Annotated in this window: 12 protein-coding genes; 6 read left to right on the forward strand and 6 right to left on the reverse strand. The window is 59.1% G+C overall.

Annotation, left to right across the window (positions count from 1 at the left end):
- Positions 1-55: 55 nt before the first annotated feature.
- From AB7531_RS13685 to AB7531_RS13705, 5 genes are all read left to right on the forward strand, one after another.
- Positions 56-1,819, forward strand: a complete 1,764-nt coding sequence (locus AB7531_RS13685) for a relaxase/mobilization nuclease domain-containing protein (RefSeq protein ID WP_063982115.1) — start codon at positions 56-58, stop codon at positions 1,817-1,819.
- Between the two features lie 35 nt (positions 1,820-1,854).
- Positions 1,855-3,843, forward strand: a complete 1,989-nt coding sequence (locus tag AB7531_RS13690) for a conjugal transfer protein TraG (protein WP_063982116.1) — start codon at positions 1,855-1,857, stop codon at positions 3,841-3,843.
- A 6-nt stretch (positions 3,844-3,849) separates the two neighbouring features.
- The gene (locus AB7531_RS13695; protein ID WP_063982117.1) at positions 3,850-4,266 is read left to right on the forward strand and encodes a CopG family transcriptional regulator; all 417 of its coding nucleotides are present in this window, start codon (positions 3,850-3,852) and stop codon (positions 4,264-4,266) included.
- A gap of 1,413 nt (positions 4,267-5,679) precedes the next feature.
- Positions 5,680-5,838: a hypothetical protein gene (locus AB7531_RS13700; RefSeq protein WP_187388000.1), complete on the forward strand. Its 159-nt coding sequence runs from the start codon at positions 5,680-5,682 to the stop codon at positions 5,836-5,838.
- Positions 5,839-6,314: 476 nt separating this feature from the next.
- Positions 6,315-6,623, forward strand: a complete 309-nt coding sequence (locus AB7531_RS13705) for a hypothetical protein (RefSeq protein ID WP_063982118.1) — start codon at positions 6,315-6,317, stop codon at positions 6,621-6,623.
- Between the two features lie 94 nt (positions 6,624-6,717).
- Here the strand turns inward: AB7531_RS13705 and AB7531_RS13710 are convergent, their stop codons facing one another.
- The 4 genes from AB7531_RS13710 to AB7531_RS13725 form a co-directional block, all read right to left on the reverse strand.
- On the reverse strand, positions 6,718-6,873 hold the full coding sequence (locus AB7531_RS13710; RefSeq protein WP_166099961.1) for a hypothetical protein: 156 nt from the start codon (positions 6,871-6,873) through the stop codon (positions 6,718-6,720).
- Positions 6,874-6,952: 79 nt separating this feature from the next.
- Complete coding sequence (locus tag AB7531_RS13715; RefSeq protein ID WP_063982119.1) at positions 6,953-8,386, reverse strand: hypothetical protein; 1,434 nt, start codon at positions 8,384-8,386, stop codon at positions 6,953-6,955.
- Between the two features lie 387 nt (positions 8,387-8,773).
- A complete protein-coding gene (locus AB7531_RS13720; protein WP_063982120.1) occupies positions 8,774-9,859 on the reverse strand; it encodes an IS110 family transposase in 1,086 nt (361 codons plus the stop codon).
- A gap of 168 nt (positions 9,860-10,027) precedes the next feature.
- On the reverse strand, positions 10,028-11,278 hold the full coding sequence (locus AB7531_RS13725; RefSeq protein ID WP_187388001.1) for a hypothetical protein: 1,251 nt from the start codon (positions 11,276-11,278) through the stop codon (positions 10,028-10,030).
- 314 nt (positions 11,279-11,592) lie between these two features.
- On the opposite strand from AB7531_RS13725, the gene AB7531_RS13730 reads away from it, so the two are divergent.
- Positions 11,593-11,751, forward strand: a complete 159-nt coding sequence (locus AB7531_RS13730; protein WP_158332916.1) for a hypothetical protein — start codon at positions 11,593-11,595, stop codon at positions 11,749-11,751.
- A gap of 131 nt (positions 11,752-11,882) precedes the next feature.
- On the opposite strand, the gene AB7531_RS13735 is transcribed toward AB7531_RS13730, so the two are convergent.
- Together AB7531_RS13735 and AB7531_RS13740 are read right to left on the reverse strand one after the other, a co-directional pair.
- Positions 11,883-12,230: a hypothetical protein gene (locus tag AB7531_RS13735; RefSeq protein WP_157789195.1), complete on the reverse strand. Its 348-nt coding sequence runs from the start codon at positions 12,228-12,230 to the stop codon at positions 11,883-11,885.
- Between the two features lie 27 nt (positions 12,231-12,257).
- The gene (locus AB7531_RS13740; protein WP_157789196.1) at positions 12,258-13,541 is read right to left on the reverse strand and encodes a hypothetical protein; all 1,284 of its coding nucleotides are present in this window, start codon (positions 13,539-13,541) and stop codon (positions 12,258-12,260) included.
- Positions 13,542-13,618 lie beyond the last annotated feature (77 nt).

The following is a 13,618-nucleotide window of genomic DNA, read 5'->3' on the forward strand; positions in this document are numbered from 1 at the left end:
CAATCAAAGACATCTTCGGCACTGTGGGTGCTATTGCGCCATTTGAGGGCCGGATATGACCGTTCGCGATAGCGACTTGCGTGTCCGGCCTGGGCGTATCCGCAGCACGCGCGCGCCCAAGCTCAAAACATTCATCAGCCAGGTGTTACGTGCCGCCAAGAAGGCTGGACACATCTCGGGTCAGGCTGCCTCCGGCAGACGGTCAGCAGCCTATGGGCGCTCGACCTTTGGCCGCGGCAGGCTAGCCTTCAGCCGAAGCCGGTTGTCCAGCCCGACCCGACGTGTTGTCGTGAAGGCGCGTGTTGTTCGCCACAAGGGGCGATCCTTCCGCTCAGCGCCATTGACGGCCCATCTTTCGTACCTGAAGCGCGACGGCGTCACCCGAAGTGGTGAGCCCGCCAGTGTGTTCGATGCTTCCGGCGACCGTGCGGATGGCGCGGCCTTTGCCGAGCGGTGTCAGGACGACCGCCACCATTTCCGGTTCATCATCTCGCCCGAAGATGCCGGCGGTATGACCGACCTCAGAGCGTTCACCCGCGACCTGGCCAAGCAGATGGAGATTGATCTCGGTACGCGGCTCGATTGGGCGGCCCTCGATCATTGGAACACAGACAACCCTCACATCCATCTTCTCGTTCGGGGAGTCGATGAGGAGGGGGCCGACCTCGTGATCTGCCGCGACTACATCAGCCGTGGCCTTCGTTCGCAGGCCGAGGAACTGGTTGCGATCGAACTAGGTCCGAAGCCCGAGCACGAAATCCGCGATTCACTGGAGAGGGAAGTGATTGCAGAGCGATGGACCCGGCTCGATCAGGAGATCTGGCTGGCCGCCGACGAAGCCGGCTATGTCGATCTTCGCCCTGACCCCCCTGGCAGCTCGGATCCCGAAATCCGGCGCCTGATGGTGGGCCGCCTACAGCATCTGAAGAAGATGGGCCTTGCCGCGCCAGCTGCGCCCGGAGAATGGATGGTGGGGCTCGAGGCCGAGCGCAGCCTGCGCGACCTCGGCATGCGCGGCGACATCATCAAGACCATGCACCGTGCCTTCACCGAGCGTCGGGAAGCACGAGGTGTTTCGGACTTCGTCATCGAAGGCGGACGGCCAGCGAACCCGATCATCGGGCGGCTGGTCGATCGAGGATTGCATGACGAGTTCACCGGCGAGGCTTACGCCGTGATCGACGGAACAGACGGTCGCGCGCACCACTTCCGCCTTCGCGGGATCGAAGCCTTCGAAAATGCTCCGCCAATCGGCGGAATTGTCGAGGTACGGCGCTTCGGTCAAGCCGACGATCCCAGTCCCACTTTGGTGCTCGCGACCCGTTCCGATTTCGATCTCGGCGCGCAGGTCGACGCGAAAGGCGCGACATGGCTGGATCACCGATTGGTCGAGCGCGAGCATTTGCCGCTAGCCATGGGCGGCTTTGGCCGCGAGACCCGCGATGCCATGGAGGCTCGGATTGAGCATCTGGTTCAGGAAGGTCTGGCGCGGCGGCAGGGCCGGCGCGTCATCCTGCAGCGCGACCTCCTGGACACGCTGCGCAGGCGCGAACTGGACGGAGTGGGCGCAAGGGTTTCGGCCGACACTGGCCTGCCTCAGGTGAAGGCCGCTTCCGGTGAGCATGTGGCCGGCACGTATCGCCAGCGGCTGACGCTGACCTCGGGACGGTTCGCCATGATCGACAATGGGCTCGGGTTTCAACTGGTGCCCTGGTCCCGCGAACTCGAAAGCCGGCTCGGCCAGCATGTCTCCGGGGTCGTGAAGGACAGCGGCGGCATCGAATGGGGTTTTGGCCGCAAACGCGGCTTGGGCCTCTAGCTAACTCTCAAATTGACTTGTGAAGGTTGCGCAAAATGTCCGGGACCAAAATCCTCTGGGGGCAGATTTTCGTGGTCGGCTCGATCGTTCTGCTGGCCATCTGGGGCGCGACCGAGTGGACCGCTTGGCGGTTGGGCTATCAGCCAGAGCTTGGTCGGCCCTGGCTCGAGCTTTCGGGCTTCAAAGTCTATTACCCCCCGGTCTTCTTCTGGTGGTGGTTTGTCTATGACGCCTATGCGCCCGGGGTGTTTGTTGAGGGAGCCTTTGTCGCGGCCTCGGGGAGTTTGGCTTCGATTGCAGTGGCGATCTTTATGTCGGTCCGGCGGGCACGTGAAGCCAAGATTGTCGAGACCTATGGCTCGGCTCGCTGGGCGGAGGCGCAGGAGGTGAGGGCGGCCGGCCTGCTCGGGGCGGACGGTGTGGTGCTTGGCAAACTTGACCGTGACTACCTCCGCCATGACGGTCCAGAGCACGTGCTGTGCTTCGCGCCTACGCGGTCTGGCAAAGGTGTTGGCCTGGTCGTCCCCTCGCTGCTTGCATGGCCCGGCTCGGCCATCGTGCACGACATCAAGGGTGAGAACTGGCAGCTGACCGCCGGCTTCCGCGCGCGGCAGGGCCGGGTTCTTCTGTTTGACCCAACCAACCCAAAATCTGCAGCCTACAATCCGCTCCTGGAGGTTCGACGCGGGGCATGGGAGGTTCGCGATGTCCAGAACGTCGCGGACGTACTGGTCGACCCCGAAGGCTCGCTCGATAAGCGGAACCACTGGGAGAAGACCAGTCACTCGCTTCTGGTTGGCGCCATCCTTCATGTCCTCTATGCCGAGGCGGATAAGACGTTAGCCGGCGTGGTTGGCTTCCTGTCCGACCCGAAGCGGCCGATCGAGGCGACCTTGAAGGCGATGATGACGACGCCGCACCTCGGCGACCAGGGCATTCATCCCGTAGTCGCCTCGACCGCGCGTGAGCTCTTAAACAAATCGGAGAATGAACGCTCTGGCGTCCTGTCCACCGCGATGTCCTTCCTGGGTCTCTATCGCGATCCGGTGGTGGCCGAGGTGACGCGCCGATGCGACTGGCGCATCGCGGACCTGACTGCCGATGCCCGTCCAACCTCGCTCTACCTCGTGGTGCCGCCCTCCGATATCTCGCGAACCAAGCCATTGATCCGTTTGGTTCTGAACCAGATCGGCCGCCGCCTGACCGAGGATTTGCACGTCAGTGATCGGCGGCATCGAGTCCTGATGATGCTTGACGAGTTCCCGGCGCTTGGGCGTCTCGATTTCTTCGAGTCCGCTCTCGCCTTTATGGCGGGCTACGGCATCAAGGGCTTCCTGATCGCGCAATCGCTCAATCAGATCGAGAAGGCCTATGGACCCAACAATGCCATTCTCGACAACTGCCACGTCCGCGTCAGCTTTGCCACGAATGACGAGCGCACCGCCAAACGTGTGTCCGATGCGTTGGGTACCGCGACCGAAATGCGGGCGACGAAGAACTACGCCGGGCATAGGCTGAACCCCTGGCTTGGGCACCTCATGGTCTCACGGCAGGAGTCCGCGAGGCCGCTACTGACCCCTGGCGAGGTGATGCAGCTTCCGCCAGGAGATGAGATCGTCATGGTCGCAGGCATAGCGCCAATCCGGGCGAAGAAGGTGCGCTACTACGAAGATCGGCGGTTCACCGAGCGGGTAATGCCACCGCCCGACCCAAGCACCGCCGGCCGGTCATTGCGAATAGACGGATGGTCCACGAGTCAGCTTCCTACGACAGCGGCGGGGTCGGCCACCCTTGCCGGCGGTGCCACGGAGGACACGGCCAACAGCGGGCTCCGTCTTGAACCAGAACTTCCCGATCACGTTGCAATCGCCAAGGAGGTGACTGAACCGACCCCGGCGGAGGAATTTGCGGCAGTTCTTGACGATGACGATGATGCGATCCGCCAGTCTCGTCTACTACGCCAGCAAATGCGCGGCCTAGCCCGCCAGGTGACCATGGACCCAAATGACGGTATGGAGCTGTGAGGTTCAATGCGCAACCGTATGAACGTCTATTTCCCTCCTGAGCTGCTCAAGCAGATCTCGGATCTTGCCGATCGCAAGAAACTCTCTAGGTCGGCGATCGTGGAAGCCGCAGTGGCCTCGTTTCTGTCGCCAGACGGCGCCGACAGGAGGGAGGCAGCATTTACACGCCGCCTTGATCATCTTTCACGCCAGATGCAGAGGCTAGAGCGCGACGTCGGTTTGACCGCCGAGACACTAGCTTTATTCATTCGCTTTTGGTTGACGATCACGCCGCCATTGCCCAACGACGCGCAGGCAACCGCGCAATTGAAAGGCCGGGAACGCTTTGAAGGTTTTGTCGAGACACTCGGACGCCGTCTACAAAAAGGGCAGAGCTTTCTGCGTGAGATTCCGGAAGACATCGTTCATCAGGACCCTGTGTAGTGGGGAAGCCCTGAGAAAAGAGCATCACTCGTATCGAGCGAAGATACCGCCTCGTTTTATGGCTTCCTCAGCCAACCTGTCCAACTCCGTGGCGAGGCGCAGCCTAGTATTTTTGTGCGGACGGGGCGATCACGTCTATTGACCAACGCCTTTGTCCTTATCCGCGGCCGAACTGGGTCCAATCACCTAGTTGCCATTCGGCCGCGGACCAAGGACGAATACGACAACTATATTGGCATCTTCGATAGTTTGATCAAACTGAAGCCAGTTTCAACCGAATTGTACGCACTCTGCTTGGAGGGCTTCGATAGTGATGAGAGCTACTGCGATGGCAGTCGTAAGGAGGGCATCGGATACTTTAATTACAGGAGCGTCGATTTCGCACATCGACAAACGATCGTGTCGACGCTTCGCATGAAGTCTCTATCCACTTTCATTATTCTACCGGCCAACTCGGATTATGGGTCGTTCGAAGAACGGGTGACCGCTACCATCGGTGACATCAGGGAGGATTTCGGAATAACATCGGCAAGAGTGCCTCCAGGCGATCTACACAGCAACCCGTCAGTCCATGTGTCCAGCGTCGTGGCAAGAAGTACGATTGACGCGATCCTAAGCGCAGAAGCAGCAAAAGCCGCTCAGGTCTCCGGAAGCACCCCACGACATGAACCGGGCGCAAGCTTCGCCCGGAAGGGGATGGGATTTTTACCAAATCAGCGGTGGACTGTCCGTTAGTTTAGCAACCCGGACCAGAGCTGAGCCGCATTCCTTGGTCAGGAAGGCCGAGATCCGCCGCATCCTGGCGGAGCGGGACCAATGAAGCGCCGCCGTCGACTGCACCGGAAGCGTGCCCGGCAGTGGCCAGCATTCGGGTTGTCTTACTGCGGCTGACAAGAGCGACCTAGATCGGTAGGCTGGTCTTCTACACCCAGCTTACCGGTTCTGATGATGAGGGTTTTGGCGGTCGTCGCCTTGCTACTACTGCCAACCAATCCGCTCCGCGCCGGCGCCACCATCGTGGGTGCCGGCTCGCAGTCGTGCTCGGCTTGGACGAACAGAACCAAGAACGCGGTAGTAAAAGGCGCTTTCGAATCCTGGGTTGTTGGCTTCATCAGTGGTCTGAATGTTAGCGGCGATAGAGAAATTGTCGGAGGCGGTGACTTTACAGCGATAGTTGCGTGGACGGACCAGCGCTGTCGATCGCGTCCCACCGACCAAATTGGAGTCGCAGCTCTAGATCTCGCGATGGAATTGGCTGGCAACGCAGCGAAGCGCTGACCCGCCGGCGGTCTGCTTCATCCGCGGTTCGACCAAACCCATTCCCGTGATGTCACGAGATTTCGACTGGCTCCAGCGCCGCTAGCGCCCATATAGTTATGGTTGGGTGGGCAGTTGGACCTCAGGAGATCGTTGATGGCCAACCCCGGAGACCTTCGAGACCGCGCGGCCATGTTTGAAAAGCGTGCGGACGAGGCAAAGGATGCAATTTCCCGAGCGCACTATCGGGAGATGGCCGCGCACTATCGTACGCTTGCGGTAGAGCATTCCGAAATCATGCGCGCTGACGCTTAGCGCAAAGGCGTTCGTGATATAACCCGTCCACGACCTGGACACCCGGGCGTAATCTACAGTCCAAACTCCCGCCGGCTCACGCGGTCGGCGGGTTTTTTATGCCCGCTCCTCCAGATCGGCGATTGACCCGAACCGTGACGTTGGGCAGAAGTAGTATTTTACGCTCGTGCAGTCGTTGGTAGCAGTCAATTTCCGTGGGCAAAGAATTTTCCCGTGCGTCGCAGGTGCGGCGCGCGGCAATTTATTCGGTTGGGATGGCGGGCGGAGTGGCGCTCGCGCTGCTCGTTATGTTCGGCCTGCTCGACGATGCGATCGAGATGCGATTGTACAAAAATTGCCTAAGGGCTCACCGGGACCTGCCAATGGCCTGCCTAACTGAGGAGCGGGCCTTACGGCTGGGATTTTACACGCCGTAGTGTTTCGGCGACCAACAACGACCGACACGCGTCCCTGCCATCAAAGGAGCGCGGGAACAAATGCCGTCGCGGCTGTTCATTTGCATCGGCCTCGCGATCAGTCTGGGTTGTGTCGCCTACATTGCGACGCGGCCGGGATTTCAGTTCACGACGACGCTTGAACTGTTCATGCAGGAGTGCCACGGCGATGAAGAATGTGCGCAAAAGCTCGAGGCGCAACGTAGAATCAACATAGCTGACACGATAGACAAAATGGGCGAAGCAGCCATCGCCAAGCAGGACGCCCTAAAGCGGAGTTCGACTATGTGCCAAACGCAACAATGCGTGCTCCGGAACCTGCGTTGGAAACGATGCTGGGAAAAGCTGTAAATCAAGCAGCTTACAGATGAGTGGCAGTTGCAGCTGCCAATGATTCGAAGCGAATTATTAGGTCTGCCGGCTCATATACCGGCAGACCTCACAATCATTGATCCCTCTTCAGCTTGCGACGGCCCCAATGGGGCTCTTTGCCCTTCGGGTTGAGCTCCGGGACATAGTGGCGGTTCAACGCTCGCATGACTCCGATGCGGGCAAACATCGTCGGGCCACCACCTTCCGCCACCAGGATCAGCACCTGCATGGCGGCTTCGCGTGGCGTGTGTGAACCATTTGGGCGCTTCCACACGCGCGTTATGCCGGATGGGTAGGGCGCTAGCTTATCAACATGGCCCCGAGGCAGGCCGATCGAAATAGGCTCGCGGCATCACCAGCCAGAGCAAGAAGAGAGTTCCAAGTCCGCTCGTCAGTAGTGCGGTAGACAGGGGAACGTTGAGCAGCGCTAACACAGCCATCCCACCAGAGACGATTACGAAGCGAGCGGGGAGTCGAGATGAGCAGGCATTGCCGAAGGCGAGTACCAAGCCACAACCGAAGACGCTGAGCGGCGCTAACCGCGGCCCCACCGACGCGATCCCCTCCGTGGCAAACAGAGAGGCGTTTAGTGTACCAAACCGATATTCGCGCTCCAACACGACGCCCAGTTGCTCGCTGTAGGGGCAATGAAGGAGGGGCTTCAAAAATGATATCTGGCAAAAATACGTAAGAGGATGGGTAGCAAAAAAGCGGTCGTAGAGGTCTATGGAAATAGCCGGAACCGCGATCAGCCTGAAATTGAAGAGCCCAAAGATAGGGAGATAGTCATCGGGTAGCCCGGGGACCAGGACTAGGGAAATCGACAGCAGCCCAACCACCATTGGGATGAGCAGCGAGAGCATCACGGTCGCGCGCGGCCCGTTCCACATAGACAGCAGCAACAGGAACAACATCCAGGCCGGGGCGAGAAGATTCATCTTTGTGAGCATTATTGGATAGCCTAGGAAAAGGAGCGCAAGAGCGGCGCCGGCTCCTAACCACCGCCTTGAGAACGCGAAGCACGCGAAGGTAAACGGGAGCAGAGCGCCAGTCACGATGCCCATGAGATACGCGAGTGGCGTCGGCAGCACGATCCCCGACCGGTGCAAGTAGATGTTCTCATAACTGACGAATTTGAAATGATATTGCGCTGCCGCGATAAGAACCACTGCGCTAAGCGCGAGAGCGCCAATCAACAGCTTTCGCAGCAAACCAACTGAAAGCTCAGGGACCGGAGGCCGGCGTAGCGGCAGGAACATCGCCGGCAGAAATAACGCTGCGGCAGCGGCCAGCATCTCCCAGCTTGAAGTTGCCTCCGTGAGCGTCACATAGGTCAAAAGAACACTGAAAAAATAATAGCAAGCGAAATACCCGAAACTGATTCGGGCGAACAGGAACACGAAGCCCAGACAAACAAAGGGCAAGATCTGGATCAGGTTAGCGGCCTGACCGAACGCCGGGGGGTGCACATCGAGGATGTAGGAATAATAGATTCGAACGAAGAAAGCCGAGACCCAACAGACACATATTTGAGCTGCAAAGACGAGGCTGCCCCGATATCTGGCGCCCGGTTTAGCCGACGGCTGCACGAACTCTTCAAAGGACTCGAACCTAACGACCTCTCCGCGCACGACCGCGTCGATCGTCGTACCGTCAACGAACCTGTAGGGCACGCCGTCATAGTAGCCCTCAACGACGAACGGCTCGCCGTCTGGAGCGAGCGCTTCGGGAACTTTATTCATGAAAGTTGAATAGCACAGCCGCCTTATCCGCGTAAATTCGTGAATAGCTGGAAGGTGTTCTTCATGCCGGGATAGGGCCGTCGAATGCGCGGAACCAGGACATCAGATCTTGTCGCGCTCAGCTCGAGCTTCTGTAATGGGCCCGATGATGTCAAGCCTCCCGAGTGAACGTCACGCCGCCGAGCTCATGCTTCTGTTCGTGGTCGACGCCTGGCCGCCACATCATGCTGTCAGAGGGAGCGGTGAGCCTATCTAGATACGCGTGGTTCGTCGGACGACGGCCACTGGGCGTGTAACGGCTTCACCGCATCCACCGTCCCGGCGACGGGACTTCGGGCACCGGGCTTCAGTTCATCCCGGTTGCGTTCTTGATCTCCTCCACGTCTTCTATGCTGCGATTGAGCCCGCTTCGGCCCATCGGTAGGTCGTGCCATCGACCCAGATCCGATGCAGGATCACTGCGAGCTTGCGTGCCAAGGCGACCTTTGCGCGCTTCGAGCCTCTCCGCTTGGCGACGTCCATCCCCCAGCGTTTGAGTTTTGAGAACCGCGTGATGCGCGATAGCAGAACGTTGGCGGCTTCGTACAAGGCCGTCCGCACCGTCTCATCGCCGGCCAGCGTGATTCCGCCAGTGACGTCCTTTTCTCCCGATTGATATTTCTTTGGCGTGAGCCCGAACAGCGCGCCTGCTGCCTTTGACTTTACAATGCGATGAGGATCATCAATCGCCGATTTGTAGGTGATGGCCACCAGGGGACCAACGCCTGGTACTGTCATAAGCCGGCTGCAGACTGCATCATCACGCACAATTGCCAGCACAGCCTTGTGTAGTTTTCCGTATTCTGCCTTCAGGGCCGATCGTGCCGAAAGCATCGCACCAGCAATGCGCTCCAATGTCGCCTGGCCTGCAACCAACTCTAGAATCCGCGCTTCGAAATTCCTTCGCGTCACCGGGCCAACCTTCAGACCGAAGCCGCGCAAAATCCCTCGGATACTTAATTCTACATCGATCAGCCGCCCGAGAAGCTGTTTGCGTGCGATCAGGAGTGCCCGGATCTCTTGCGCATCAACCGACTTTGCGTGTACCTGCCGAAACCATCCCATCCGGATCAACTGGGCGATCCCGCGGGCATCCTTGCGATCCGTCTTGACCGTCATTGCAGATAATGCGGCCTTCACGTGCCGCGTTTCCAGCAGAACTGTTTCAAATCCTGCACCTTTCAGGCCTGCATGCAGCCATTGCGACAGCGGCCCAGCCTCCAGCCCGATCCGCTTCACTGCAAAGCCGAGCGTCTCAAAAAACTCAACTAAGGCGTCGGGTTCGCTCGCGACCTTCGCTTCCTTCAGGATCTTACCCTGGGCGTCCACAACACACGCGCTCGACAGTTCCAATGACACGTCGATTCCGGCATAATTCTCGACGGCTGTCCTCCGTCTCCAGATGCTTGGGGCCGACTCAAGTCGTGACCCCATTTCATCATCTATCGGGGGACAGCCACCATCATGACCCCTTGCTCTGGAGCCGGGCCCATTACCGCATCTAGTCGAAGCAAGCCCCTACTTGGGTGTGGCTGGCACGACAAGCTGTGAGGTGAGTGTTCCACCTCGGTTTTTGCCGATGGGCCGGCACGGTTCCTGACGTCAAGTTGAGATGGTCCGGCGGGTGAGATCGAGGCACGCCCCGATGGCAAGCAGCAGGAACATCCCGATCGGAAACATGTAGATCATCGCATAGTTGATTAGGACGGCCTGCCCGATGAAAAAGCAGGTGTAGAGCGACGCGACGAACAGTGCTGCGTCCGCGGCATTAGGTGGAAGGTGACGTGCGATCCAGAAGCGGACGACCATGGCAGCCAGCCCAACGAGCAGGAGCGGCCACATGATGGGGACTTGGAGCGGTGCGGGCAATGATTGGTGAAGGGTGCTAGCGAGCTTGGTCGCGTAGACTTGGAGAACCTGTCTTGGCGACGTCGTGACGATCCGGAAATATTCGTGCTTGAGCGCATCGAAATAGGCGGGAGTGCCGAACAGGATGCGAGAGTCTAAGCGTTCGACGGCTTCGATGCCGCTGGCGTCATCCCAGCGAATGCCGAACGGGTTCTTGTTCACCCCGAGCCCGATGTAGAGGCTGTGCCACGGGCCGTGCTCCTCGGTAAATCTCGCGGGCTGCAGGTTGTATGCAATGTCGCGGGCGCGGTGCACCAGGTGGGGGGCCTTGTAGGCAACGAAGACGGCGAGAAGCAGCGCGATGTGCGGCAGAATGGTGCGGCGGCCTGACACGGCCGCGCTGACGGCGATCGCTGCCGCGGAGGCGGCAACTCCCATCATGGCCGTTGACTGGCGAAACAGACTTGCTGTCGCAAGACTCAGAATACCCGCCACCAGCCAGCCGATGAACGTTCCTTGCGATGCCTTGATCAGCGGTAGGCCTAGCAGGGCCAGCGGCAGGATGGCGGAAAGGCAGGCATCGCCAAGTCCTGCCGGGTGGGGAGTGAGGATGGGGTATTGCCGAGCGAGGGCGATCGACAGCAGCACGAGCGCTGCGCTGATCCGCAGCTGCAGCGTGAACAGCAGGAGGGCGAGCAGGATCAGGCCGATGACGTTGATGCCAAGGTTGATCCGGGCAATATCGGACGGCTTTGCCGCCCGTCCTGTCAGCGCGGAGTAGAGTCCCAGCGCGAGAGCGTGCCCGGGGTCGTCGCCGAGGCTGTCATCGCCGATAGGAATCACTCTGCTGTCGCGACACAGAACGAGGAACTTGCCGGTCTTGAGTGCGCAATCTGCACTGTCCAGCCAGAGGCGAGCCGCAAGCCAGTCCGGTGGGGGTTCATTGGCTTTTGCGTGGGAGACGAGTGAGAACGCCAACAGGCAGGCTAGCATGAGTGCACGCATAGTATGCCCCTCACTTCAATCTGATGGTTCGGAGGTCATGCAGCCGATCAAAAATGCATGTTGGTCTCCCAAGACCGAAAGCGTTATTGAGCCGCAACTGGAGCGCGAATACAAGCCGTAACGCACCAAACTATATGAGACCAAAGGCGGGGTCAGCTCATCCAGTCGGGCTCGCCGCTGACTTAGGCGGCCTCTTTCATTCACGGTTCGAGCAAACCCATTCCCGTGATTTCACGGAATTTCGACTGGCTCCAACGCCGCTAGCATCCATATAGCAGTGGCTGGGTGGGCAGTTGGACCTGTGGAGATAGCTGATGGCCAACCCCGTAGACCTTCGAGACCGCGCGGCCATGTTTGAAAAGCGTGCGGACGAGGCAAAGGATGCAATTTCCCGGGCGCACTATCGAGAGATGGCCGCGCACTATCGTGCGCTTGCGGTAGAGCATTCCGAGATGATGCGCGCCGACACTTAGCGCAGGCGTTCGTGCTATAACCCGTCCACGACCAGGAGACCCCGGGCGTAATCTACAGTCCAAACTCCCGCCGGCTCACGAGGTAGGGTTTTCTTTTGCCGCCCGTCGGTTCACGCCGAACGCCAGTTGTATCAATACCAATCGATCGAGGATTTCGCCGGGCCCCAGTTCCATCTACCAGGCAAGTAACGATTGGTAGGAACATCTGCGGACTCAGTCCCGCCCGTTTGTACGGCCGCAAAAGTAACCTTCGTTGGTGTTCCATTTGCGGCAACCGAGCCGCTCAAGACCTTGCCGTCCCACTCGATAGTCCGTGTCCGATCGATTGACATGGTCCGATCTCCAGTGAACCGCCAAAATAGCAGGGCTGCGCGCGAGGCCCTGTGACCAAATGGCCACATCATCGTGGAAAGCGCAGCGGCCATTCCCAGCATCATCAACGCGATCACCTTCGCGGCGACAGATAAAAATTCTTTCACCGTTCATCTTCTTTCGAGCGCAGGCGGTCACGTGCCACGCGAAATATTTGACAGCTTTAAAATGAAAAGGGGCAGCGTTAGCCATAGCAGTCCGTATGCGTCAAACAGAGCTCCGGTTAGAGACGATTGCGCAATATAGTAGGCGAAGACGCATGCTGCGACTGTGGTCGCGATCGCCGCAGGGTCTCTGCCGCGTCCCAGACTGGAAATGAGGCCAAGCAGTGATCCGGCAACAAAGGTCGCGAACAATGCGTACCAGGGACCTGCCTCTGCATAGCCGGAGACGTTCACAGGTGCAGGCTGATAGCCTGTCGTGGACGTGACATTTGGAAATACCTTAGGAAATATTAGTGTTGGCGGGAAGCATCGTTGCTCGCCAAAGACCCGACGTAGCCACGATGGATCGATGCCACATCGGCGTTCTGGGTCTGAGAAGGTTTCTACATAGAAGGGAAAGCCGACGGCCATCCTCAATAAGTTGGAGCGAACCATCCGGATCGCGATGATCCGAAACGTTGACAGGCGATCTGGTCGCGATCCCTCTGGTCGCGATCCCTCCGCAAAGGGCGCGGGCGATACAACGTGTTCAGCAGCGCAAAACTGAGTGATGCTAAGCACGAGGAAGAGAGCGGCAGCAATCGGCAGCACGAGAATGCCGCTGCGTAAAATTCCGAATTCTGAGAGTGCGAGCGTCAGCCCCACCATCAAGAGGTAGATGAATGCTGGCGCCTTCTGCATTGTCGCAAGGTCAAGACTAAGGATGACGACGCTTAGAACGGCGAAGGACAGCAACGCCGGTTTGTTTTTACCTATCACGCCGCGTGCAAGCAGATAGCAACTGAGCATCGGGAGGCTCGCAAAGGCGAAGGCAAAGTAGAAGTTTCCAAGCGCGCTCTGCAATTCGGCCCGACGCAGGATCTTGGCTTCGTAACACGAGGTCAGGTCCCAGGGAGCTGTCAGAAGGTTGAGGCCGCCAGACAGCGAAAGCCGATAGAGGCAGTAGGCAGTCATCGCCAACGCGGTGGCGATTGGAAGCCAAATGGGTACCTTTGATTCTTCAGAGAAGATGGGGCGATCGATCAAGCCTCCTGCCAGCAACGCGGCTGTCGGTAGCGCGATCACAAAGACTAGCAGCAGCATCCAATACGTCAGAGAGCCGAGGGTGGCCCCCGAAATGATATTGGGTTCATGGCCCACGTACGCCATGAGCTGGTCGCGGCCGAATGAGAAAGGGAAGATCGCCGCGCCGACTCCCGTCGTAAGGATATAGGCGCCCACTGCAATAGAGATTGCTAGGTAAGTGCGCTTCACAGCTCTCCCCGCATAGTCTGTGGGCGCGCGCTAAACGCCGCGCTTATTCCTCGAATTTGGCCCGGTTGTTCTGAAAC

Source organism: Bradyrhizobium sp. 63_E2_N1_3, assembly GCF_052076005.1.
In the GTDB taxonomy this organism is placed as follows: domain Bacteria; phylum Pseudomonadota; class Alphaproteobacteria; order Rhizobiales; family Xanthobacteraceae; genus Bradyrhizobium; species Bradyrhizobium barranii.

Excerpts from the sequence above, each read along its gene's own strand:
- AB7531_RS13685 (WP_063982115.1), top strand. The coding sequence starts at position 56 with ATGACCGTTCGCGATAGCGACTTGCGTGTCCGGCCTGGGCGTATCCGC.
- AB7531_RS13710 (WP_166099961.1), bottom strand. The coding sequence starts at position 6,873 with ATGCAGGTGCTGATCCTGGTGGCGGAAGGTGGTGGCCCGACGATGTTT.
- AB7531_RS13700 (WP_187388000.1), top strand. The coding sequence starts at position 5,680 with ATGGCCAACCCCGGAGACCTTCGAGACCGCGCGGCCATGTTTGAAAAG.
- AB7531_RS13690 (WP_063982116.1), top strand. The coding sequence starts at position 1,855 with ATGTCCGGGACCAAAATCCTCTGGGGGCAGATTTTCGTGGTCGGCTCG.
- AB7531_RS13715 (WP_063982119.1), bottom strand. The coding sequence starts at position 8,386 with ATGAATAAAGTTCCCGAAGCGCTCGCTCCAGACGGCGAGCCGTTCGTC.
- AB7531_RS13720 (WP_063982120.1), bottom strand. The coding sequence starts at position 9,859 with ATGGGGTCACGACTTGAGTCGGCCCCAAGCATCTGGAGACGGAGGACA.
- AB7531_RS13730 (WP_158332916.1), top strand. The coding sequence starts at position 11,593 with ATGGCCAACCCCGTAGACCTTCGAGACCGCGCGGCCATGTTTGAAAAG.
- AB7531_RS13705 (WP_063982118.1), top strand. The coding sequence starts at position 6,315 with ATGCCGTCGCGGCTGTTCATTTGCATCGGCCTCGCGATCAGTCTGGGT.
- AB7531_RS13695 (WP_063982117.1), top strand. The coding sequence starts at position 3,850 with ATGCGCAACCGTATGAACGTCTATTTCCCTCCTGAGCTGCTCAAGCAG.
- AB7531_RS13725 (WP_187388001.1), bottom strand. The coding sequence starts at position 11,278 with ATGCGTGCACTCATGCTAGCCTGCCTGTTGGCGTTCTCACTCGTCTCC.